General features: G+C 65.0%; 21 protein-coding genes. 5 read left to right on the top strand and 16 right to left on the bottom strand.

Annotation, left to right across the window (positions count from 1 at the left end; genetic code table 11):
- Positions 1 to 83 precede the first annotated feature (83 nt).
- A complete protein-coding gene (locus tag HT136_RS21765; protein WP_214201966.1) occupies positions 84 to 1,037 on the top strand; it encodes an amidohydrolase family protein in 954 nt (317 codons plus the stop codon).
- Positions 1,038 to 1,058: 21 nt separating this feature from the next.
- Here HT136_RS21765 and HT136_RS21770 read toward each other — a convergent pair whose 3' ends face one another.
- The 13 genes from HT136_RS21770 to HT136_RS21830 form a co-directional block, all read right to left on the bottom strand.
- On the bottom strand, positions 1,059 to 2,243 hold the full coding sequence (locus tag HT136_RS21770; RefSeq protein ID WP_214201967.1) for a class I SAM-dependent methyltransferase: 1,185 nt from the start codon (positions 2,241 to 2,243) through the stop codon (positions 1,059 to 1,061).
- 40 nt (positions 2,244 to 2,283) lie between these two features.
- Positions 2,284 to 2,643: a hypothetical protein gene (locus HT136_RS21775; protein WP_214201968.1), complete on the bottom strand. Its 360-nt coding sequence runs from the start codon at positions 2,641 to 2,643 to the stop codon at positions 2,284 to 2,286.
- A 5-nt stretch (positions 2,644 to 2,648) separates the two neighbouring features.
- Positions 2,649 to 3,215, bottom strand: coding sequence for an ureidoglycolate lyase (locus HT136_RS21780; RefSeq protein ID WP_214201969.1), 567 nt, complete (start codon positions 3,213 to 3,215; stop codon positions 2,649 to 2,651).
- A gap of 184 nt (positions 3,216 to 3,399) precedes the next feature.
- Positions 3,400 to 4,305, bottom strand: a complete 906-nt coding sequence (locus HT136_RS21785) for an alpha/beta hydrolase (RefSeq protein WP_214201970.1) — start codon at positions 4,303 to 4,305, stop codon at positions 3,400 to 3,402.
- A gap of 4 nt (positions 4,306 to 4,309) precedes the next feature.
- Positions 4,310 to 4,696, bottom strand: a complete 387-nt coding sequence (locus HT136_RS21790) for a c-type cytochrome (RefSeq protein WP_246544108.1) — start codon at positions 4,694 to 4,696, stop codon at positions 4,310 to 4,312.
- Between the two features lie 179 nt (positions 4,697 to 4,875).
- Positions 4,876 to 6,003, bottom strand: coding sequence for a DUF3089 domain-containing protein (locus HT136_RS21795; protein ID WP_214201971.1), 1,128 nt, complete (start codon positions 6,001 to 6,003; stop codon positions 4,876 to 4,878).
- Between the two features lie 37 nt (positions 6,004 to 6,040).
- Positions 6,041 to 7,525 (bottom strand): flavin monoamine oxidase family protein, encoded by a 1,485-nt coding sequence (locus tag HT136_RS21800; RefSeq protein WP_214201972.1) that lies wholly within the window; start codon positions 7,523 to 7,525, stop codon positions 6,041 to 6,043.
- Positions 7,526 to 7,633: 108 nt separating this feature from the next.
- Positions 7,634 to 8,464, bottom strand: coding sequence for an alpha/beta fold hydrolase (locus HT136_RS21805; RefSeq protein WP_214201973.1), 831 nt, complete (start codon positions 8,462 to 8,464; stop codon positions 7,634 to 7,636).
- 8 nt (positions 8,465 to 8,472) lie between these two features.
- On the bottom strand, positions 8,473 to 9,900 hold the full coding sequence (locus tag HT136_RS21810) for an MFS transporter (RefSeq protein ID WP_214201974.1): 1,428 nt from the start codon (positions 9,898 to 9,900) through the stop codon (positions 8,473 to 8,475).
- 151 nt (positions 9,901 to 10,051) lie between these two features.
- Complete coding sequence (locus HT136_RS21815) at positions 10,052 to 10,768, bottom strand: SDR family oxidoreductase (RefSeq protein WP_214201975.1); 717 nt, start codon at positions 10,766 to 10,768, stop codon at positions 10,052 to 10,054.
- Positions 10,769 to 10,799: 31 nt separating this feature from the next.
- Positions 10,800 to 11,819, bottom strand: a complete 1,020-nt coding sequence (locus tag HT136_RS21820) for a DUF1838 family protein (protein WP_214201976.1) — start codon at positions 11,817 to 11,819, stop codon at positions 10,800 to 10,802.
- A 36-nt stretch (positions 11,820 to 11,855) separates the two neighbouring features.
- Complete coding sequence (locus tag HT136_RS21825) at positions 11,856 to 12,872, bottom strand: alpha/beta hydrolase (protein WP_214201977.1); 1,017 nt, start codon at positions 12,870 to 12,872, stop codon at positions 11,856 to 11,858.
- 19 nt (positions 12,873 to 12,891) lie between these two features.
- On the bottom strand, positions 12,892 to 14,133 hold the full coding sequence (locus HT136_RS21830) for an alpha/beta hydrolase-fold protein (protein ID WP_214201978.1): 1,242 nt from the start codon (positions 14,131 to 14,133) through the stop codon (positions 12,892 to 12,894).
- Between the two features lie 351 nt (positions 14,134 to 14,484).
- Here HT136_RS21830 and HT136_RS21835 point away from each other — a divergent pair, with 351 nt between their 5' ends.
- Positions 14,485 to 15,747 carry a serine hydrolase domain-containing protein gene (locus HT136_RS21835; protein ID WP_214201979.1) on the top strand — a complete coding sequence of 421 codons (1,263 nt, stop codon included), beginning with the start codon at positions 14,485 to 14,487 and terminating at the stop codon, positions 15,745 to 15,747.
- A gap of 71 nt (positions 15,748 to 15,818) precedes the next feature.
- A complete protein-coding gene (locus tag HT136_RS21840; RefSeq protein WP_214201980.1) occupies positions 15,819 to 16,742 on the top strand; it encodes a DUF1838 family protein in 924 nt (307 codons plus the stop codon).
- 75 nt (positions 16,743 to 16,817) lie between these two features.
- On the opposite strand, the gene HT136_RS21845 is transcribed toward HT136_RS21840, so the two are convergent.
- Positions 16,818 to 17,531 carry a DUF1838 family protein gene (locus HT136_RS21845; protein WP_214201981.1) on the bottom strand — a complete coding sequence of 238 codons (714 nt, stop codon included), beginning with the start codon at positions 17,529 to 17,531 and terminating at the stop codon, positions 16,818 to 16,820.
- A gap of 385 nt (positions 17,532 to 17,916) precedes the next feature.
- Here HT136_RS21845 and HT136_RS21850 point away from each other — a divergent pair, with 385 nt between their 5' ends.
- Both HT136_RS21850 and mazG read left to right on the top strand, forming a co-directional pair.
- Complete coding sequence (locus tag HT136_RS21850; RefSeq protein ID WP_214201982.1) at positions 17,917 to 19,665, top strand: acyl-CoA dehydrogenase C-terminal domain-containing protein; 1,749 nt, start codon at positions 17,917 to 17,919, stop codon at positions 19,663 to 19,665.
- Between the two features lie 56 nt (positions 19,666 to 19,721).
- On the top strand, positions 19,722 to 20,516 hold the full coding sequence (gene mazG, locus HT136_RS21855) for a nucleoside triphosphate pyrophosphohydrolase (RefSeq protein ID WP_214201983.1): 795 nt from the start codon (positions 19,722 to 19,724) through the stop codon (positions 20,514 to 20,516).
- Here mazG and hflX read toward each other — a convergent pair.
- Positions 20,493 to 21,842: a GTPase HflX gene (gene hflX, locus HT136_RS21860; protein WP_214201984.1), complete on the bottom strand. Its 1,350-nt coding sequence runs from the start codon at positions 21,840 to 21,842 to the stop codon at positions 20,493 to 20,495. The two genes, mazG and hflX, sit on opposite strands and share 24 nt — an antisense overlap.
- 7 nt (positions 21,843 to 21,849) lie before the next feature.
- Positions 21,850 to 22,425 (bottom strand): RNA chaperone Hfq, encoded by a 576-nt coding sequence (gene hfq / locus HT136_RS21865; RefSeq protein ID WP_214201985.1) that lies wholly within the window; start codon positions 22,423 to 22,425, stop codon positions 21,850 to 21,852.
- Positions 22,426 to 22,453 lie beyond the last annotated feature (28 nt).

The following is a 22,453-nucleotide window of genomic DNA, read 5'->3' on the forward strand; positions in this document are numbered from 1 at the left end:
CCGCACTCGGAGCCATGGCCGGTATGGTCATGGCTCCGGCCCTCGGAAACACCGCGGATGCGGCGGCTGGCGCGGAACGCGGAATGGCTGAAGAACCCGCGCTCCAGCCCGAATTCGCCATCGTCGACCCCCACTTTCATCTGCGCGATCAGCGCGCGCCGGAGGCTCCGGGCGAGCGCTATCGTGCAGCCGATTTCCAATCCGAAATCGCCCGCAGCGGCCACCGTGTGGTCGCGAGCGTCTTCGTCGAATGCGGCATCATGTACGATGCAAAGGCCCCCGCCGACGAACGGTCGCTCGGCGAAACGGCCTATGTTGGAGCGCTCGCGCGAGAGGCCGCCTCGGGTATCGTTGCCCGCGTCGATCTCACTTTGGGTTCGCGAAGCGAGGACTTGCTCGAGAAACATGCGCAAGCCGCACAAGGTCGCCTTCGCGGCGTGCGCAATTCGATCGCCCATGCCGCAAGTGGCCCCTTCGCCGGTCTGAGCAACGATCCGGCCCTGCTGCGAGATCCCGCTTTGCGCGAGGGCGTGCGCCTGCTTGGTCGCAAGGGCCTCGCCTTCGAATCCTGGTTGTTCCATCCCCAGATAGGCGAACTCACCGCGCTTGCCCGGGCCTGTCCCGACACGAGCATTGTCCTCGAGCATCTCGGCTGCCCGCTCGGGCTGGGTGACTATGCGGGAGATATGGGCCGCGTCTTTAGCGAGTGGCGCCGCGCACTCGCCGAGCTGGCGAAGTGCCCGAACGTCCATGCCAAGATCGGCGGCCTAGGCCCCTTCTGGGAACCGGCCCCCAAGGACATCCCGGTGACTTCGGGACGACTGGCCAGTGAATGGAAGCCCTGGATCGAGACGGCCATCGAGCTCTTCGGATGCGAACGGTGCATGTTCGAGAGCAACTGGCCCGCCAATCGCGGCGTATCGAGCTATGGTCAGATCTGGAACGCCTTCAAGCTGGTGACACTCAGCTCCTCGAACGACGAACGGGCCGCCCTGTTCGCCAGGACGGCCCGTTCGGTCTATCGGATCGAGGGCTGAGCGCCCTCCCCGCGGCTCGTCTCAACGGGTGGCCGAACAGGCGTACCAGCTGCCGATCATGGCACGGCCCTCGGGGTGTCCCTCGGTGAAGAAGTCGTCGCGGTCGGGCTTGAGCGCGGTCGTCCCCTTGCGATAGCCGACATGGACCTGCTCCGTCGCAAAACCGGCCTCGCTCGCCACTTTCACCCAGTCGGTGCGCGCGAGCGAGGTCATGAACGGCTCATTGTTGTAGTGGCTCTCGAAATCGCAGCGCATCTGGTCCCAGAGCGAGAGATGCTCATGGCGCGGCGGCACGTCGACATGGCACATCACGCCGCCCGGGCGCAGCAGGCGATGGCATTCGCGGAAAACACCGCGCATGCCCTTGGCCGAGGTTTCGTGAAGCACGGCGGAAGAGCAGACGAGATCGAAGCTGCCTTCCTCGAAATCGGTGTGCTCGGCGTCCTGCTGGCTGAAATGGATCGGCACGCCCATCGCCTCGGCGCGCGCGTGGGCGTAGCGCAGCATAGGCGCCCCGACGTCGAGCGCGAAGACCTCGGCATCCGGGAACGCTTGCGCGATGGCGATCGTCGAGTGTCCGACCGAGCAGCCCAGATCGAGGATGCGCAGCGGCTTGAGCTCGGGGTGGAAGTCCTGCACGTGGCTGGCCAGCGTGTGTCCGCGCCCGTCGTTCTTCCAGCCCCCGTTGAGATTGCGCAAGTAGGTCGAAGCGAACCGGTCGTAGAGCGCACCGGCGCGGAAATCGAACTCGGCCGTATCGACGACGTAGCTTCCGGGCATGCGATGATGGTCGAAGGCCGCGATGTAACGGGGAATTTCCAATGCCGGGTCGAGGCGCAGCGTCCCTTTGGGGCTGGCGACTTGCGCCGCGACTTTCTCCGAGAGCTCATCGAACTGGCGGTCGATCGCGGCATCGAGGCCATACCAGATGCGATCCTGGTAATGGAGCGAGAGGGTCAGCCAGTACTGGTGAAGCGGATGCTCTTCCAGCTTCTGGCGTACCTGGCGGCTGCTCGTCGGCCTGGCGCCCGTCTCTCGCTCGATTTCGGGCACGATCACCTCGTCGAGGAGGCGCCGGTCGAGAGGATCGAGGTTGCGGTTGGTCCAGGCACGCATCGCAAGGAAGTGATCCTCCAGCGCCTGTTCGTCGTGGTTGGCCTGCGGCATCACCGCGTGGCCGAAGTGTTCCTGTCGGTACTGTTCCATGGCCGTTCTCCCGCCGATGTTCTGGTGTCTGTCCGCCGGCTCAGTCGCGCGTGACCGCGTCGAGCACGCCTTCGTAATCCTTCTGGTCCGCCAGCGCCTGCGGCATCAGCTTGTCGCGCCCCGCGCCCAGCACCCGGTCATAGATGCCCTCGCGATTGGCCGAGCGCCGCGCCTTTGCCTCGGCATCGGGTGCGAAGGCATCGACATCGGCCGGCCCGTGCAGCCCGGCGGCGGCAAGCAGCCGCTCGTTGGCATCGAGACGATCCTTGAGGACGACCACTTCGCCCATCAGCGAAAGCACCATGCTGGCCAGCGCATCGAGGGTCTCGTTTTCGAAGACGACCGGCTGACTGCCCTTCGAGCGCGCCGTGCGTTCGCGGTTCTTGCGTTCCACCGTCATCGCTCTCACTCCGTCAGTTCGAAACGAAAGACATGGCCCGTACGCGCGACGATGTCCTTCTTGTCGAGATCGGGGCCGTGGGCCTCCTCGGTCGTGGGGTCCTTGCCCTTGAGATCGTAGCCGGTCTGGCTCGACAGAACGACGACGATATCGGTGTCGTCCTCGATCGCAAAGGGGAATTCGTGCCAGGTGCCCAGGTGCAGCGCGAAGCCGGCGCTACCGTCGAAGCGGAAGGCGCGCACTTGCTCGAGGTCGGGCAATTCCCCCTCGCTCGGTGGAGCCATGACCGCGACGAAGGGCTTGCCACCCAGCGGCAGGAAGGCCTGGGTATGCTGGAAATGGCGCTCGAGATAGCGCACTTCGCCCGGCCGACGCGTCATCTGCGCCAGCGTCATTTCGACGGGATGCTCGGACGTGAAGCGGGTGGGATAGCTCATCCGCACCGCACCCTTGTAGAAGTCCACCGACACCGGCTCGACGGGTGCATCGCGACCGATGATGTCGCCGAAGGCGGCGGTATTCTCAGCCGTCGCCGCCTCGATCTCAAGTTTGATGATTGTCTGCTCGCGCACGTCCTCAAATCCCTCAGGTTCAAGGCCTCCACCGGGCCTTGTATCCAGGATACTGCCGCAGTCCCGACGAGAATATCGAAATTGCCCTCAGGATGTCCGGCTGTCGGAAAAGATTCCGACCATTCCCACGCGAAAGGCCCGGATCCAGCGGACCCGGGCCTTTCGCGTGGGAAGGGTAGCAGGCTTATTTGCGCATGAGGCGCGCGGGCAAATCGTCGGTTACGCGCGCCTCGAGCGCGGCAAGCGCTGGGGCATCGCCCTCTCCGTAAGCCTGCAGGAAGAGGCCGGCATAGCGGTTCGCCAGGTCGATCTGCGCCAATTGCGGCGGCCCGGGCTGCGAGGCGTCGCAGATGACCCCGCCGAAGTAGTGGTTCGCGCCTTGGAGAACGAGACTGTAGAGATCGTCGTTGCCGGGGGCGGCGTCGAAAGCCGCAAGGTGGCCTTTCCAGCCATCGGGGTCGGTGGTGCCGGGCGGATTGTCGATCGTGCCGGTCTCGATCAGGGCTGGCACCGACAGCTTGCCATAGCCCTCGGCGGTTACCAGCACCGGAACCGGTGCGGGCGGCGAAAACGACAGCACCGCCTTGGCAAGGCGCGGGTAGAACGGACCACTCATCCCCTCGGGCATGACACCTTGCGAACCGCCAAGCGTCAGCGCGACGAGGCCGCCATAGGAATGACCGGCCGCAACGAAGGGCGCATCCCCGATGTGCGCGATGAGGACGCGCATGTCCTCGATACGGCACTTCCAGCTGGCAAGTCCGGGGTAGTCCTTGGTGTTCGGGTGCTCCTTGGAATCGACGTGGAGCGGCGCGAGCACGCGGTATCCGGCGGCGATCCAGGGCGCCATGATGGCGTCGTAGTGCCAAGGCGCGGAAAGCGCGCCGTGCGAAAAGAGAATGGTTCCGCGCACCTTGCCTTGCGGCTTCCACTCGCTGACCGAAACCGCCCGGTTGCCCGGGGCGGTCAGGGTCAGGCTCGTGCGCGACGCGGCCGCGAGGGACAAGGCCGGCGTCGCCGTAATGGCGGCAGCCAGCGCAAGCGATCCGCCGAGAATCGTACGACGCGAATGCGCGGAACCAATCGTCATGTGCTTATTTGCCTGCGGTCTTGAGGTATTCGATCAGCGACTTGCGATCGTCGGGATTGGTGAGGCCTGCGAAGACCATCGAGGTGCCGGGCACGAGCGTGGCGGGACGGGTCAGCCACTTGTCGAGAGTCGCCTGGTCCCAGGTCAGGTTGGCCTTCTTCATCGCTGCCGAGTAGTTGAAGCCCTTGACCGATGCCGACTTGCGGCCGACGACGCCGGCGAGGTTCGGACCGACCTTGTTGGCCCCGCCCTTGTTGACGGTGTGGCAGGCCATGCAGCGCATGAACAATGTCTTGCCGCGCGCGGCGTCAGCCGAAGCAACCGAAGGGGTCATTGCGACAGCCGCAGCAGCGGCCATCGAAAGCGTCGAAAGTGCGAAAGTCTTCCTCATGAATTTCCTGTGTCCTTGATTTTGCGCAATGCGGTGAGCAGCCAGCAAGGCATAGCAAAAAAATCCTGTCTGAAACCTGCACCAAGGACCTAAGTCGCTTGTTTTGCGCAATTGTGCAAAAGCGATGCCGAGAAACCCGGGCCACCTGGACAGCTTTCGCGATTTTATCCGTGCTGTGGTCAGCGTTGGGCCGGATGCGCCTTGACCCAGGTCGCCGCGCGCAGCGCCGCGTTGGCGCGAAGGTCCGCCCAGAAAAGGCCGATATCGTGGTAATGCATCACGCCTGTCCCCGGCAGTGGCTCCAGCCCGAGGCCAAGCGCGGGATAGACCACGAGCATGCCGCGCACGCAGCGCGCGGCGACCGCACCGGGCCGCAAGGGCTCCATCGGCCCGAAACCGGGCGCCCCCGGAACCGCGCCCTTGGCTTGGGATGAAAGGCTATCGGGCTTGCGCTCGTCGAACGTCACGGGATTGATGCAGACCATCTGCTTGCCGGGCTTGTCGCCATAGACCTCGGTGAAGCTCTGCTCGTAGCGGGCCACGATCGGGTCGAGATCTGTACCGCCCAGGATCGAGTTCCACTGCGCCAGGCATCCGGTCTGTGCCGGACGGTCGCATACGGGAACGTCCTTGAAACGCAGCGGCACTTCGCCCTGCGCGATGTTGATGCCGATGATGTAGGCGGCCACCATCTGCTTTTGCAGTGCGGTGCCCGCGATCTTCTTCTCGAGCAGATCGCCGATATGTTTGGCGCCCTGGCTGTGCCCGGCAATGATGAAGGGGCGGCCCTTGCTGACGTTGGCGAGGAACCAGTCGAAGGCGCGCGCGATGTCGGTATAGGCAAGCGCATAGGCCGGATCGCGGTGGGCGCCGGACATCAGTGCGTTGGAGCTTGCGGCCCGGTAGCGCGGCGACCAGATCTCGCAGCAGGCGCTGAAGGCACTCGCCTGGCGCTGTACGACGCTTTCGTCGGTCCACTTGTTGGCCGCCGGGTCGGCCGGATCTTGCGTCCATTCATCCTTGCTGGAGCGAAATGTCGTGGGATGGACGTAGAACACGAAGACCTTGGGATGCGCCGCGGCGGGGGTAGCGCCCTCGGGCAGAGCTCCGGCAAGGCCCGGACCATCGGGCCCAGCGGCCCAGTTCGCCGGATCGGCGTAGTCAGGCGGCGTCACCGCCTGGGCTGCGACCTCGCGCGCTCCGGTATCATCGGCTTGCGCTGCGCCGGCCGTCAGACCCAGCGCCATCGCGCTTGCCCCTGCCGCGACGACCGCTGCCCGCAGCGAGCGGACCAGTCCATTCCTCATAGTCTATACGTCCTTCCTTGAACCTTGTCGCTGCCCGTCACGCACGCTCGCCGATCTCGACCGCCACGCGTTCGCCGCTTTCCATCGCCGCCTCCATCCCGAAGTCGAGACGGCGGGTGTGCTCGCCGGCAAAATGCAGGACCTGCCAGGGGTCCGTCATGGTCCGCCCGAATGCGTTGACCTGCCCCGGCGCGAGACTGAAGCCGCAGCCGAGCTGGAGCGGGTCACGCGCCCAGTCCTTGTAGGTCTGGTAGCGCAACAAACCCTTGGCAGCCGGGCGCAGGCGCACGAGTTCGCGTTGGACGAAAGCCTCGGCATCCTCGTGATCCATGCGCGAGATGGCCTCTGCCACCTTGCCCACCATCACCACCATTGCCCGGTGGACGCCTTCGCCGCTGTGGTTGTCTATCCCCCAGAACATGCCGATGGGCCCGTCGGTGGAGAACGAGGCGGGCAGCCCGTCCTCCTTCCAGAATGGACGCTCGACATGGAGGTAGAGCCGCGCGGTATTGGCGTAAGGCATCGACGTGATGGCCTGGCGCTGGATGGGGTTGTCGCGGGTCGCCTCGATCGCGATGCCGCGCAGCACCGAGAACGGCACCGCCGAGATGACGAACCGCGCCGTGTAGCTCGAACCATCACGGCACGAGACGGTCGCTCCCGTGTCCGACATTGCGATGCGCACCACTTGCTGGTTGAGGCGAACCGCATCGCCAAGCCGGGCCGCCATGGCCAGCGGCAATTGCTGGCAACCACCGGCGATATTGTTGATCGAGGCAAGGCCGTCGACGAGATTGCGGTCGTTGGTCTCGCCAAAAGGCTGGTTGCGCTTGGCCGCTGTCGGCGCCTGCTCCGTGCGGTGGTCGATGCCGCCCCGGGTCGCCTCCTGCCACATGCGCAGCATCGAGGTCTCATCGATCCCGATACCGGGAACCGAGATCTTCGCCAGCTCGATGGCAGCCGGGCTGTAGCCTTCGCGCTCCATCAATTGCCGGAGCGAGATGTCGTCGCGCGCGAAGCGCGGGTCGAGCCAGTCGTCCACTTCCTTGAGCGGATTGTGCCGGGCACTGACGACCTGGCCCAGGAGGATCGGGTTGATGGTCCGCTCCTCGCCCACCGTCTTGTTGAGCGGATTGTTCGCCCAGTCGGCCGGATCGAACCAGGTATCCTGGAAGTGCGCGGCGAATGGCAGGAGGTCCCGATCCTCGGGCACGAGCCTCAGATCGTGGCGGCGTACCGCGTCGAGGACCCGGGCATAGCTGCGGCCGATCTGGCTGGCGCCCACGTCGATCGGCCCCTCTGCCGTCTCGACGGTGTGGACACGCCCGCCAACCCGGCCACCCGCCTCGAGCACCACCACCCGCATGCCCAGCCCGCTCAGGAGCTGGGCAGAGTGAAGCCCGGAAAGCCCGGCGCCGATGATCACGACGTCGGCCTGTTCAGCGGCAAACGCCATGCGGGGCAGTCCCAGCGCGGCCGCGCCGAGTGTCCCGGTTGCCATCAGCGTGCGACGGGTAATCACGATGCCACCTCACTTGCCCTGCGGATCTCGGCAATGTTCACGCGAAGGCTGCGGCGGCGCGACAGATCGCCGCGCAGTCTTCGCTCAGCGGATAAGCAGGCCGCGCGCTCAGGTGGCGGATGCATCGAGGAAGGTGCGGATGTCCTGTACGAAAGCCGCGTCGACGAGAGCGAGATATCCATGGCCCCAACCCGCCAATTCGCGATACCCGGCATTCCCAAGCAATTCCACGCCCTGGCGGGTCGGTTCGGCAAGGTCGTCATCGCAGTTGAGTACGAGTGCATGTTGGCCGAGTGCCAGCAAACTGGCGGCGAAGTCGTAAGCAAAAACGCCGCGATAAGCCCAGTCCATGCGCGCGCCCAGGCGCAGGCATTCGGCCATCGCAATCTGGCGCTGTTCACCGTCGAGGCGCGGGTCGGCGAAGCGCGACTGGAAGGCAAGAAGTTGTTCGGCGCGCGCCAGGCTGCCGTCAATGGGCGCGAACATGGAGTCCACGCCGTCCAGCAGGCCTTGCCGCGTAGGTAGATCGAAGACCGGCAGACTGCACAGGACAAGCCGGTTCACGCGCTTGTCGTGCAGGGCAAGTTCGGTGGCCAGGACCGAGCCGGTGTGATGTCCGATCACATCGTAGGCCTCGAGGTCGATGGCCTCCTTGGCCGCGAAGTGCTCGATACCCTCGCGGATCGCCGCGGCCAGTTCGGGGATCGTCGCGGGCATCTCAGGCCCGTCACTCTGTCCATATCCGGGTGTGTCGGGAGCCAGGACCACCCGGTCGGTTCCCATCAGTCCGCTCAGCCTTGTCCAATCGGCCCCGTTGCTGGGTGTCTGGTGCAGGCAAAGCAGTGGTCGGCCGCGCACCTGACCTTCGGGCCGGGAGATGCGCAGATGGAGCTGGCCATAGCGGCACGGGACGTAGTCACGCCGGATCCGTGCCACCATGATCCACCTCAGTCCTTCGCGACGCGGTAGCGCGAGAAGACGACGAGGCTCACCACCTGCAACGCGGCCGGGATGAGACTGTAGAGCAGCAGGATGCCGGTGATCGCGTGGGGCGTTTGCGCCACCGCGCCGCCCTTGGACGAAACGAACCCGAAGGCGCTCATGACGAGGCCGGCGATGACCGGTCCCAGCGCGAAGGAGAGCTTCTCGACCGCGGAAAAGAGCCCCGCGAACACGCCCTCGTTGGCGCTGCCCATGCGGCGGCGCTGGTAATCGATGGTGTCGGTCAGCATCGAGAGCGCGAGCATCACGAACGCGGCGTTGGTGACGCCGATGATCGCCCCGCGCAGGAGGACCAGCAGATGCTGGATGCCCAGCGCGCCCACGCCCGGAAGGGTCACCAGGACCTCGCTCGCCGGACGCATCCAGAACCACGAGACTGTTACCAGCGCCCATAGCGCGGAAGCGAAGACATAAGTCTTTTCCTTGCCCCACCGGCGCGAGAGCGCGAACCACAGCGGCTGCGCGGCGATGCCCGTAATCGACATCACGAGGATGAACACCGGGATGATCCAGACCGCCTCTAGCGCGTAGAGGAACACGAATCCGATCACGGTGTAGCCAGAGGCCTGACCGATGTTCTGGATGAGGCAGGTCAGGACAAGAATGAGATAGGGCTTGTTGCCCGCGATGACCTTGAGCTGGCTGAACAGACTGCCATGCTCGGCGTTGTCCTCGATCATCGGGACACGCGCCAGGCCGATGGCCGTCACCAGCATCGTGACAAGGCAAACCGCGCCCAGCGTGAAGGCCATGACCGTCCAGCCATGCTCACCGCCGCCCAGCCAGTAGATCATCGGCTGCGCGACGCCCACGCCGACCAGAACGCCGAACGTCGCGAAGATCATGCGGAAAATCATGATCCGCGTGCGCTCGTGCGGGTCGGGCGACAGCGCGGCGGCGATTGCCAGATAGGGCACCGAGAACATCGAGAAGGCGGTCGAGGCAAGGAAGAAGAGGAAGCAGGTGAGCGCGGCCGACAGCGTCGGGCTGGAGCTTTCGGTCATCGTGAAGAGCGCCACGAAGCCCAGGCTCGTCAGAACCGCACCGCCAGCCAAGAATGGCGTGCGGCCATGAACCTTGCGCACCCGGTCGGACCAGGCCCCGACCAGCGGGTCGCAAGCGATCAGCCAGAGCTTGGGAATCAGCACGACGAGCCCGGCCAGCCAGGCCGGGACGCCGAGCATCGTGGTCATGAACAAGGGCAGCAGAACCGCGGGCGTGTCGCGGAAGATCTGCGCGCCGAGTTGTCCGGTCCCGTAACGCAGCAGCACCGAAGTGCCGATCTTGCCACCCATCGCGCCGCCGGATGAAACCGAAAGCGGCGCATCGGCCGGGAAAGCGGCCGGGTTTTCGGCCAGGGACAGGTCGGTCATTATCGTGGAATGCTCCGCAGGAAGGCGTCTGTTCCCGTTTGCGCTCGATCAAGGATCGCAGACAAGAAGGGTCTATCTGTGTTGGTCATCGTCTTTCGATCGTCGCGCGCACCGTCAAACGGAGGCGTTATCCGACTGTCGGAAGATTCTCCTACCAGGCAACGTCTTCACCCAGCAGATTAACGAAGCGACCGTTGTCCTTCGAGCCCAGCCCCGCAATCACCTTGAGCTGGTTTTCCACGCTGCTCTCGACCGGCCAGGTCGCCGCGCTTCCTCCCAGGTCCGTCTGCGTCCAGCCCGGCGCCATCGAGACCACGGTGATGCCCTGGGCCCCCAGTTCAACCGACAATCCCTTCATAACCATGTTGAGGGCGGCCTTGCTGGACCGATAGGCGTAACTCTGGCCAATAGCATTGGCCGCGATCGAACCCAGGTCCGACCCCATCATGACGACGAGGGGATGCGCGGCGCGCAGCAGGTTCGCGCGCAGGGCCACGGTCAGGCGGAACGGCGCGATCGTGTTCACCCGCAGGATATCTTCCCACAAGGCATAGTCCATCGCCTCGAGCGACTGGCGCCCGGCATCGCTTGCCCAGCTCCCGCCAAAGAGGCCCGCGTTGTTGACGAGAACATCGAGGGTTTCACCTTCGAGGTCGTCGACAAGGTGGTCGATCGACGCGGGATCGGCCACGTCGAGTGCCTTGACGTCGACGCAGCCCGGATGGCGCGCGGCAAGCTCCTGCAGCGCCGCAGAACTCGCGGGATCGCGCGTGGTGGCAATAACGCGCACTTGCTCCCTGCCCGCCAACTGGCGCACATATTCGAGCCCGATGCCCCGGTTGGCGCCCGTGATCAGCCAAGTCTTCATCCTGCGTTCCTTCGCAATTCGGCCCAGCCCATCAGGCCTGGCGCACATATCCCGCAACTTCGGGAGGTACGTCCTTGGCGTAGCGCCCCCAGGTATCGACCACGCCCAGATCGGGCCCGTCGGTCGGCTCTTCGAAGAGATCGGGGCGATCACGCTCGACCCGCTCGCGCACCGCTGGAAGAATGTCCTCGACGGTACCGGTGATCTTGTAGCTGTGCATGCGCCCCATGAGTACGCCGTCGACCCCGCTTTCACCCATCATCATCCACGGCCACCAGGGGCCCTGGCGCATGAAACCGGCGTGGTAACGCGCCGAAGCAACCGAACGGTCGTCGATCTCGGCTATCGGGGTGTAGATCGTGAAGTGCTCGGACGGGTTGACCCAACGCCCCGTGCTCGCCTTGGGCCATCCAGCCTTGGTCACCGGGTTCTCGTATTCGTGCGCATAGTCCCAGCTCAGCAGATACTGGTCGCCGAACTTCTGCCACGGCAGGCGAAACGGCTCTGCCCCGGTGCTGGCGGCTCCGTCTCCGGTGGCATTGTTCACCGTCTTGCTGCCATTCACTTCGTAGACCTTGCGGGTAAGGCCCAGGCTACCCCGGAAGGCATCGTTGTAGAAGGGATAGACCTTCACGCGCTCACCGATCCAGGGGTTATCCCAGGTGTCGAGCACCTCGCCGGTGTGCAGGTCGGTGAAGACGCTGCACTCCTTGCCCATGACCTTCACCGAGCCGTCGGGCTGGATCACATTGCGGATGTTGCCGAAACCGCAGAAGTTGAACAGCGGCTGCGCGCGCGTCTTGCCGACGATGGCGTACTGGGTGCCGTGGTAGGCGGAGATCACCGCCTTGTCCCCGATCGTGCCCCACATCTTGGCGAAACCGTAAAGGTTGTCGCGCGCGTCCGTCACGTCCAGCGGGCGCATTGAGGCACGCGGAGTCGGCGAAGCCGCGGCGAACCCGGGTGCAGCCGCAAGGCCCGCCCCGATCCCGGCAAGCCCGCCGAGCGCGGCACGGCGCGAAACCGCGCCCGTCATCGTTTCAAACAGCATCCCTGCGTCGTCCCCCAGCTCGTCTCATCGCGCGCGTCAGCGCGGCTTGGTGAAGCCCTCGGCCTCGATCCACCAGGCGAATTCCTCGATCCAGTGGTCGGCCGTCCCACCACTCTTCTTCATCCCGAAACCATGCTTGCCCCGCTCGTAGAGATGCGTTTCGGGCGCGTAGCCAGCCTCGCTCAAGGCCTGCTGGAATCCATGGAAGCCCGAACCGACAAGCAGATCGTCCTGGGCCATGGCGAGGAACAGTGGGGGCAATCGTCCCGGCGCGGGCGTCGGCGCGGGGCGAAGCCAGGGCTCTTTGGGCGTCCCCTCGGGATAGGGAAGATTGGCAGGTGGAAGCGCGGGCATGGGCTGGCCGAACGGAAAGCCGTAGATCAGCCCTGCGAAGTCGGGACGAGCTGCCTTGTCCGCCAGGGCCATCATGCCCGCGACGTGGCCCCCGGCTGAAAAGCCGACGACCCCGATCCGCGCGGGATCGATCGCGTAGTCCCTGGCGTGCTCACGAATCCGCCGCAGCGCTTCCAGTCCGTCGGTCACACCCGGTTCGCCGCCGACACCGGGTTTCAGCGTGGAATTCGCCCGCTGACGCATAGCCTCGTTGCTCTCGCCCGAAGGCGTCTGGATCAGGCGGTACTTGAGCACGAAGGCGGCAATCCCATGTTCGGCCAGCCACTGCGCCACCTGCGTACCTTCATGGTGGATCGCCAGCAGCCGGAATCCCCCGCCCGGGGCCACGATGACCGCCGCCCCTGTCGCCTTCCCCGCCGCAGGCAAGAAGGCCTGGTAGGCGGGCTCGGTCACGTTCCAGAGGCTTTCACCGTTGTCGCGCAGTTCCTCGTGGACCGGTTGGTCGATCAGCCCGGGCCAATTCCTGTCCAGCGGTGCACCTGCGGGCCACACCGCTTCGGGCGCAAGTACGCGCACACCCGATGCCGTGGTGCCGACCGGGTCGAGACCCAGCATGGAAGGTGCCGTCTTCCCAAGGGCACTGGGCACGGGACCCGACACGAGGCAGCCGAGCGCCAAGAGTGCGATTAGCTTTCGCATGAGATGTCGCCTCCTCGCCTTACTTAGACTGGAACAGGCGCGGGGCGAAATCTTCCAGATAACGCCGCCAGTTGATCCATTCGTGTCCACCGGTGGACTCGTTGTAAACGTACTTTATGCCATACTTGTCGAAGAGGCCCCGCGTCGGCGCCGAAGTCGGATAGAGGAAATCGTCCTTTCCGATGGCAAAGTAGAGCAGCTTGAGCGCCTGCGCATCCTGGCGCAGCGGCGCGTCGTACTTCGCGGCATAGGTCTCGACGCCGTTGAAATCACTCCCGGCCGACAGGCCCATCGAGAAGACGCCGATCCAGTGGAACAGGTCGGGATGCGTCAGGCCATTGCGCAAAGTGTGCGAACCGCCCATCGAAAGACCTGCCATCGCGCGCATATCGGGCTTCGCCACGGTGCGGTAATGGCCATCGATGTAAGGGATCAGGTCCTTGATGAGATCGTTGCCGAAATCCGGATTGTCGAGCGTCATCACCCCGTCGCGCATCGGGGTATGACCGTCGGGCATGACCACGATCATCGGCACGGCCTTGCCCGCCGCAATCAGGTTGTCGAGAATATTCTGCGCGTGTCCGACGCTGGTCCAGCTGTCGTCGCTGTCGCCAGCACCGTGCACGAGATAGAGCACCGGATAAGTCCTGCCATCCTTCATGTAGCCAGGCGGCGTGTAGACGTGCGCGCGGCGCTGGATCCCGAGCGAAGAGGACCAATAGTCCAGCGTTGCCACCGTGCCATGCGGCACATCCTTGCTCCAGCTCTGGAACGCGCCTTCGCGGCCCTTGACCTCGAAGGTCGAATTGGTGCCCTTCAGTTCCTCGGAGAAGGTCTTGCCGAGGGGATCGGGGGTCTTCACTCCGTCGACCTGGAATGCGAAGCGATAGACGTCCGCAGCCACCGGCTTGGGCGTCGTGACCGACCAGAGACCGGTCGCATCCTTGGTCATTTTCAGGCCTCGGGGCGTGCCGGGCGGGAAGCCCATGGGAATGACCGTCATGATGTCGCTGCTCGTGAGCAGAACCTCGTGCGCGTCGGGCGCACATACCCGGAAGGTCACGCGTTGGTCGGGCAACGTTTCGACCGACTTGAACGGTGCGGGACCGGAATAGAACGGCGGCGTCACGCACGTCGAAGGGTCGAGCTTGGGGGCCTGCATTTGCGCGGCTGCCGGATGTGCGAGAACGCCTCCCAGCGAGGCCAGGATCGGTGTGGCCGCCAAGATGCGCAAGGACGTCGTTCGGAAAAGTCGCCGCATTTTCATCACCCCTTGATATATTTCTTGGAGCCACTCTACTCGGCTCTCGATTGCATGCAAGATCGACAATAATGCCGCACTTGCGCGAGCCTGTGCCGTACCCTGCCCGCCTGTCGGACAACCCTCGGCAAAGATGGCTTAAACAGACCGATTTCAGCCGTCGTTGAATTTTGATCCAACGCTGGACAGGTACTAGCCTGCAGTACAAGCGCGGGATGATCCGCATCCAGCTATCCGACTGTCGATCATGAAAAAATGCACGTCGCAGCATTTACCGCAAGGCATGGCAGAAATTGTATGCAATTCCAGCTTCCAGCTTGGAACATTACACATTGCGAGGGGGAATCCGCGATGAAGATCGTGAAATCCGAAGTCGTCGCCAGGATCGCCATGGTCATGGCCTTGCTGGCCCTGCCCGGCGCGGTCCGCGCACAAACTACACCGACAGTAACCGGCACCGACGACCCCGTCTATCGCGAGCGTCTCTCCGTCTACGCCAGCGACTACAGCAAGTTCGTCTATGACCCGATGGAACGCGTCGCCGGAGCTGCGGATTGGCGACCTCTGGCCGCAACGGCGAAACCCGCGTTCTCGCCATCCAGCCTCCAGGCCGTTCAAGACTATGCCCGCCGAATGAACAGTTCGGCGCTGATCGTCTGGCACAAGGGGAAGATCGCGCTCGAGTGGTATGGTGACGGAACCGGGCGGACCAGCGAACTGGTTTCCAAATCACTCTCCAAGCCGCTTTCCGCCATCGCGGTCGGGCGTGCGATCGCGCTCGGCAAGATCGCGTCGCTGGATCAGCCGATCTCGGACTTCATTCCCGAGCTCAAGGGAACGCAGAAGGGACGGATCCATGTCCGCCACTTGCTCGACATGCGTTCGGGCATGCAGCAGCAGACCTTCACGACCGAGGCGGATAGCCCGCTGAACCTGGGCTTCCTCTCGCCCGATTTCGGGCACCATATCATCGCCGACTATCCGATGGTCGCCGAACCGGGCAGCGTCTACGCCTACGCCAATGCCCCGGCCGACCTCGTAGCCGAAGTGATCGAACGTGCCACCGGAAGGCGCTATGCGCAGTTCGTTTCGGACGAGGTGTTCAAGCCGATCGGTGCCCTTGGTGGTGCCTTCTGGGACGGCCGTGAGGGCGGCCTTGCGCATTCGGGATGTTGCATGACGCTGCCTGCCGAGACCTTCCTGCGCCTGGGCGTGCTGCTCCTACACGATGGCGCGTGGCACGGCAAGCGCCTTCTTCCCGAAGGCTATGTCACGCAGATGCACACGGGAACGCCGCAGAACCCGCACTTCGGCCTCGGCGTCTGGGTCGGCTCACCCTACCAGAAGCGCCGCGGGTTTGGAGCACCGGGGGCGCCCGGTCCCCAGGTCCTCCACAGCGAACCCTACCTCGATCCCGACCTCTACCTGTTCGACGGAAATTCCGACCAGATCGTCGACATCTCGCCCGCCAACGACCTCATCGTGCTGCGCATGGGCGAAAATCCCCCCCGCCCCACGGCCGAGAGCCCGCAGGAGTGGGACAACAGCTACCTAGTCAACACGCTGATCCGAGGCCTCGCCGCTGCGGGCAAGCCGGTGCCGAGCGGCAAGTGACGTCAGGGAAAGGCCGTGGACTGAGGGAGTACGGGGCTCCCCCGCCAGGCTCCATACGGGAGGATGACAAGATGGATCTCGATATCTCGCGCCGCAAACTGATCGCGGCAGCCCCGCTCGCCGCCTCGCTCCTGGCATCGGCTCCGGCCTTTGCCGCACCGGCACCCCGGCCCCGCACGGTCCTCTCGCCCGAGGAAGTCGCCGAACGCCTGCGCGATCCCGCCATTCGCGCGCGGGTACAGGCGCGCGTGCGTGGCTCGTGCGCAGCCGAGACCGTGCCGGTGTTCTATCGCCTGCACATCTACGGCTTCCTGGGAGACGGCAATCTCGTGCCCTTCTTCACGATGAACCATCTCAGCGTGAACGAATGGCGCCCACTGGCGAACAACGAGTACGAGGCCCGTACTTTCGAATGCGGTGCCTATTGCAAGTTCGGCACCGACGAACCGCTCGAGGTCTGGACCAATCCCGTCACCGGTGAACAGCGCAAGGTCTGGCAATTCCTCGGCGGCCCGTTCACGGTGACCACCGGCCCCGACGGGATCAAGGCGAGCGGCGCCGAGCTTACGCCCAAGCCGGCCGTCATGGAGGCGGTGGGCGACACGTTCTTCCTGAACGCCTCGGCCGACATGGCGATCCCCAACCCGATCCCTAAGGACAAGTACCCCAAGCTCTGGGCCGGGCCGATGTCGTACTGGGACACGATGTCGAGCGTGATGTGCACCACCGCCGACGCCTTCGACGACAGTTTGAGCCAGGCCCCCGCGGTAACCCAGTTCCAGAACATGGCCGCCTGGCACCCCTGGCTGGGCATGGGGAGCCATCCCGGGCGCACCGTCGGGCGGGCCATCGGCGCCAAGCTTGCGTCGTTCGACGAGATCCCGGCTCCCGCGCGGGCCTCGCTCGAGAAGCTGACGCCCCAGATCTTCGATCGCGAGGGCTGGACCAAGCCGCGCATGGACATTCCCGAGTACTTGCGCTCGCTGTCCGGTTGAGACCCTAACCATGACGAAAGGGGCGCCCGCAAGATCCTGCGCGCGCCCCTTTCGTTCATCCGATCCTGTCTAAGATCAGGCGTTCCACAAGGGCGCGATCAGCGCCTCGGGGTGCTTGAGGATTTCCGGGCGCCGCTCGCGGGTCGCCTCGATCCAGGCCGGCGGCATCTCGTCCCAGCTCGCGTTGTGGCCACCCACGCCCGTCGCGGTGAGGTGCCCCGGTCGATCGCCCATCTTCATCCAGGGCCGCCACGAACACACGTTGGTAAAGCTGACCTGGACGGGTACGCGCGTCGCCCCGCGCGCTTCCATGGCTTTGCGACTGGCGTGGAAGGTATTGCTTTCCGAATAGCGGAACGGCTTGTCCACCCCCGGGATCGTGGCCTCTGTCCGCGTGCGCTCGGTGATCCACAGGTCATCACCGCGCACGTCGAAGGGAAGCACTTCGTGTTCCATCCTCAGTCCGGGCACGGGCTTGGCCAGGTGCAGTTCCATGTCCGACCCGAAGCGCAGTTTCGACGGTGCGTAGCCGCCGATCGGCACTGTGACATCCTCACCGGTATAGGGATTGCGATAGGTCTCGAGGGCCTTGCCGGTCACCGGATCGGTGAACCAGGCGACTTCGGCGTTGACCACCTCGTATGTCCCGTCCGCGAGCCGACGGCAGCGCGAGAACACGGCCGAAACCACTGCGAAGAGTGGATCCATGCGCGCTTCGACGACACCGTAATAGCGCGCTGAAACCCAGCTCATCGTGAGCTTGTCGTCGAGCGCGGCGCGTAGCATCATGAATGCGCGCAACCTGCCTTCGGGCGATGCCAGATCGAGCCCACCTGCCCGATCCGCAGCCCGGACCTGCGAATTTGCATGCAAAAATGCCGCAGTAGACGCACCAATCCCAGCAAAAATTGCGGACCTTCGATCAAATTGCATGCATATTACTCCCCTTGCTATGCCTGGTGTGATCCGTTGGGCCTGCGGCGAAAGACATCAGGCCGCGATGGGTTATCCGACCAGCGATCATAACGGGACGCAATTTGCTTCAGGTGATGAAGCGCAAGTGGCCTTGCGCCTCGATTTCGAACATGCGAACCTTGATTGTAACAACTGTTTGATACATAGAACCCGCAATGACGGGAGGTTGAGGCCTTCCCCGGGAAAAGGATCTTGCCTGATGACTTCGTTCACCCCCCCAGTCGACGACATGCGCTTCCTGCTGACGCAGGTCCTTGATTTCGACGCCCACATCGCCACGCTTCCGGGCTGCGAGGACGTGACCGCCGAATTCGCGGGCGAAGTGCTCACCGAAGCCGGCCGCTTCGCCGCCGACAAGCTCGCCCCGCTCAACCTCTCCGGCGACGAGCAGGGCGCGAGCCTCGCCGATGGAAAGGTCACCACGCCCGAAGGTTTCCCGCAGGCCTACAAGGACTTCGTCGAAGCGGGATGGGTCGGCCTTTCGGGCAATCCCGATTTCGGCGGCCAGGGCCTGCCGCGCACGCTGCAGATCCTGCTCGACGAGATGGTCTGCGCGGCCAACGTCTCCTTCGGGCTGTTTCCTGGCCTCACCAGCGGCGCGGCCGAAGCGCTCGAGCACCACGGGAGCGAGGAACTCAAGGCCAGGTGGCTGCCCGGTCTCATCACCGGCGAGAGCTGCGGCGCGATGGCGCTCACCGAATCGAACGCGGGCACCGACCTTGGCCTGCTGCGTGCGCGCGCCGAACCGGTCGGAGACGGCTCGTTCAAGGTCAGCGGCACCAAGATCTTCATTTCCTCGGGCGACCAGGACTTCGGCAACAACATCGTCCACCTCGTCCTGGCGCGCCTTCCCGACGCACCGGCCGGCGTGAAGGGGATCTCGATGTTCCTCGTCCCCAAGTTCCTGCCGGGCGAGGACGGGGGCCTCGGCGCGCGCAACACGATGTCGGTCGGCGCGCTCGAGCACAAGATGGGCATCCACGCACAGCCGACTTGCGTGATGAACTACGACGAGGCCATCGGCTGGCTAGTGGGCGAGCCCGGCCGCGGGCTCAACGCGATGTTCACGATGATGAACAACGAACGCCTCTTCGTCGGCATCCAGGGCCTGGGCATCGCCGAGGCCGCGCACCAGAAGGCCGCGACGTACGCGCGCGAGCGCTTGCAGGGCCGCTCGGCCGACAACACCCGTGCCCCCGTACCGATCATCGAGCATGCCGACGTGCGCAAGATGTTGCTCCAGGGCCGCGCCTTCATCGACGCTGCGCGTGCGCTGGCGGTCTGGACCGCGATGCAGATGGACATCGCCGCGCGCCACCCCGATCCCGCCGCGCAGGCCGAGGCGAACGGCATGGTCCTGCTGATGACACCCGTCATCAAGGCGGCCTTCACCGACATGGGCTTCGAGACCGCCGTGCTTTCACAGCAGGTCTTCGGCGGTCACGGCTACATCCACGAATGGGGCATGGAACAGTTCGTGCGCGATGCGCGCATCACCCAGATCTACGAGGGAACCAACGGTGTCCAGGCGATGGACCTCGTTGCACGCAAGTTGCCGATGGAAGGCGGCGCACTGCTGGACCGCTTCCTCGCGCTCGTCGAGGCCGATATCGCCAAAGGCGCGGCCAGTCCGTTGGCGGCCCAGCTCGCCGACGCGCTCGTTCCACTGCGCCGGATCGCGACCGACCTGCTCGCACGCAAGAACGATGTCGAGGCGCTCGGCGCTGCCGCCACCGACACGCTGCGTATGCTGGCTCTCGTCGCGCTGGGCTGGATGTGGCTGCGCATGGTGCTCGCGACACAAGGCGAAGAAAGCCCGCTCGCCATCCGCAAGCACGCCGTGGCCAGGTTCTTCTTCGCGCGCATGTTGCCCCAGGTCCACGCCCTTGCCGCGCAAGTCGAGGCCGGGCCCCAGACCATCATGGCGATGGACGCCGAACTGTTCTGACGGCTAAAGGGGGAGCGACACCGCTCCCCCAAATTCCTGTCTAGCGAAGGACAGCCATGCACGCTCCCGCCCCGCATTCCCAGCTCGACCGCCTGCTCGCGATCATGGCCACCTTGCGCGATCCGGTGAACGGGTGCGAATGGGATCGCGCTCAGGACTTCGCCTCGATCGCGCCCTACACGATCGAGGAGGCCTACGAAGTCGCCGACGCGATCGAACGCGAGGACCTCAAGGCCCTGCGCGAGGAACTGGGCGACCTGCTGCTGCAAGTCGTCTTCCACGCCCGCATGGCGCAGGAGCAGGGCGCCTTCGCCTTTGCCGACGTGGCCGCGGCGATCAGTGACAAGCTGGAGGCGCGCCATCCGCATATCTTCGGCGAAGGCGACGGGGAAAGCGGGCAGACCGAGCGCTGGGAGAAGCTCAAGGCCAAGGAACGTGCGGCCAAGGGCGAAACGAGCGCCGTCGATGGCGTCGCCGCCGCCCTGCCCGCGCTTATGCGCGCCGAAAAGCTCCAGAAGCGCGCCTCGCGCGTCGGCTTCGACTGGGCCGACCCGCGCGGAGCCGAAGCCAAGGTGCGTGAGGAACTCGCCGAGCTCGACGAAGCCGAAACGACGCAGCACAAACTCGAGGAAGCGGGCGACCTGCTCTTCGCCACGGTCAACCTCGTGCGCCTCAACGGCATTGCCCCCGAGGACGCCCTGCGCGCGGCCAATGCCAAGTTCGAGCGGCGTTTTCGCGGCATGGAAGCGCTCGCAACCGAGCGCGGCGACGTTTTCGCCACGCTCGATCTCGATGCGCAGGAAGCGCTCTGGCAGGCGGTCAAAGTCTCAGAGCGCGCGAAAACGGCCTAGTTCGCGCTCGGCAAGCCGGACCTCGATCCGGATCATCGGGCCCTGTTCGCCTTCGCCCGCGTCCTCCTCCTTCAGGACTTCGCCGCGCGCGTGCAGGAAAGCAAGGCGCTGTCCGTCGGCGGCCGGGATCACGAAACTGTAGACCTTGGCATCGGCGTTAAGGCCGTGGCCAACGATTTCGAGCAGTTCGTCACACCCTTCCCCGGTGATGGCCGAAAGCGGGATGATCGTCTCGTCGGAGCGGTGCGCAATGACTTCGCGCAAGTCCTCGACCTGGCGCGGCGATAGCAGGTCCCACTTGTTCCAGACCTCGATGATCGGGATCGGGGCCTCCTCGGGCGGTTCCTCGCCCGCATCGTCATCGCGCGGGATCACGCCAAGATCGGCAAGAACGGCCAGCACCTGCTTCTTTTGCGTCTCGGTGTCGGGATTGGCGATGTCGCGCACGTGAAGGATCACGTCGGCCGCGTTGACTTCTTCCAGCGTGGCGCGGAAGGCCGCGACAAGCTGGGTCGGGAGGTCCGAGATGAAGCCCACGGTGTCGGACAGGATCGCCTTCTCGACGCCGGGCAGGCGCACCGCGCGCATCGTCGGGTCGAGCGTGGCGAAGAGCAGGTCCTCGGCCATCACGTCGGCACCGGTCAAGCGGTTGAACAGGGTCGACTTGCCCGCGTTGGTGTAGCCCACCAGCGCGATGACCGGCCAGGGCGCCTTTTCGCGGCGATCGCGGTGAAGGCCGCGTGTGCGGCGAACCTGTTCGAGCTCGCGGCGGATGCGGCTCATCCGGTCGCGGATCATGCGCCGGTCGGCCTCGATCTGGGTCTCGCCCGGACCACCAAGGAAGCCGAAGCCGCCGCGCTGGCGCTCGAGGTGGGTCCAGCTGCGCACGAGCCGGCCGGCCTGGTAATCGAGGTGGGCCAGTTCGACCTGCAGGCGCCCTTCGGCGGTCGCCGCGCGCTCGCCGAAGATTTCGAGGATCAGGCCCGTGCGGTCGATGACCTTGCGCTTGAGCTTTTCCTCGAGGTTGCGCTGCTGGATCGCGGTGAGCGATCCGTCCACGACCACGAGTTCGGCCTCGTTGAGCGTACAGGCGACCGAGATGTTCTCGATCTGCCCTTCGCCCAGCAAGGTAGCCGCGCGTGGCTCTCGGACCGGAATGATCAGGCCATCGACGATCTCGAGCCCGATCGCGAGTGCGAGGCCCTTGGCTTCTTCGAGACGGGCTTCCGGGTCCAGCTCGGCGCTGCCCCGGTTACCGCGCATGTGCGGATAAACGACGAGGGCACGCGCGCCGCGCGTGACCTCTCCCTTCAGATCGTCGTCCAAGCTGGAATCAGTCTTCTGCTTCTTCGTGGCTCTGCAGATCAACCGGGGTCACCGGCTGGATCGTCGAAACCGCGTGCTTGTAGGCAAGCTGCACGTAGCCTTCGCGCTCGAGCAGCATGCAGAACAGGTCGTAGGCGGCAACGCGGCCCTGGAGCATGACGCCGTTGATCAGGAACATCGTCACCTGCACACCGGCGCTGCGGATGCTGGAAAGGAAAACGTCCTGCAGGGCGCGGGTCTTCTTCGAGCCCTCACCGCTGTTGAACTGCGCGGCATCGACCGGGGTCGAAGGCATGATCGTGGAGATCGCGTGCTTGTAGACCAGCTGCGACTGGCCGTCGCGGCGCAACAGAATCGAGAAGTTGTCGAACCAGGTCACGATGCCCTGCAGCTTGACGCCCTTGACCAGGAACATGGTCACCGGGGTCTTGTTCTTGCGCAACAGGTTGAGGAACTGGTCCTGAAGATTTTGCCCCTTACCGGCCGCTGCCACGGCTTGCGCCGGTGCCGCTGCGGGCTTGGATTCTGCGGGCTCCGCAGGAGCACTCGCCTTGGGTCGCGCAGTGAGCGTTCGACCTGCCATTGTATTCTCCTTCTTTTTGGCGGCCGCT

Source organism: Novosphingobium profundi, assembly GCF_018491765.1.
GTDB classification, from domain to species: domain Bacteria; phylum Pseudomonadota; class Alphaproteobacteria; order Sphingomonadales; family Sphingomonadaceae; genus Novosphingobium; species Novosphingobium profundi.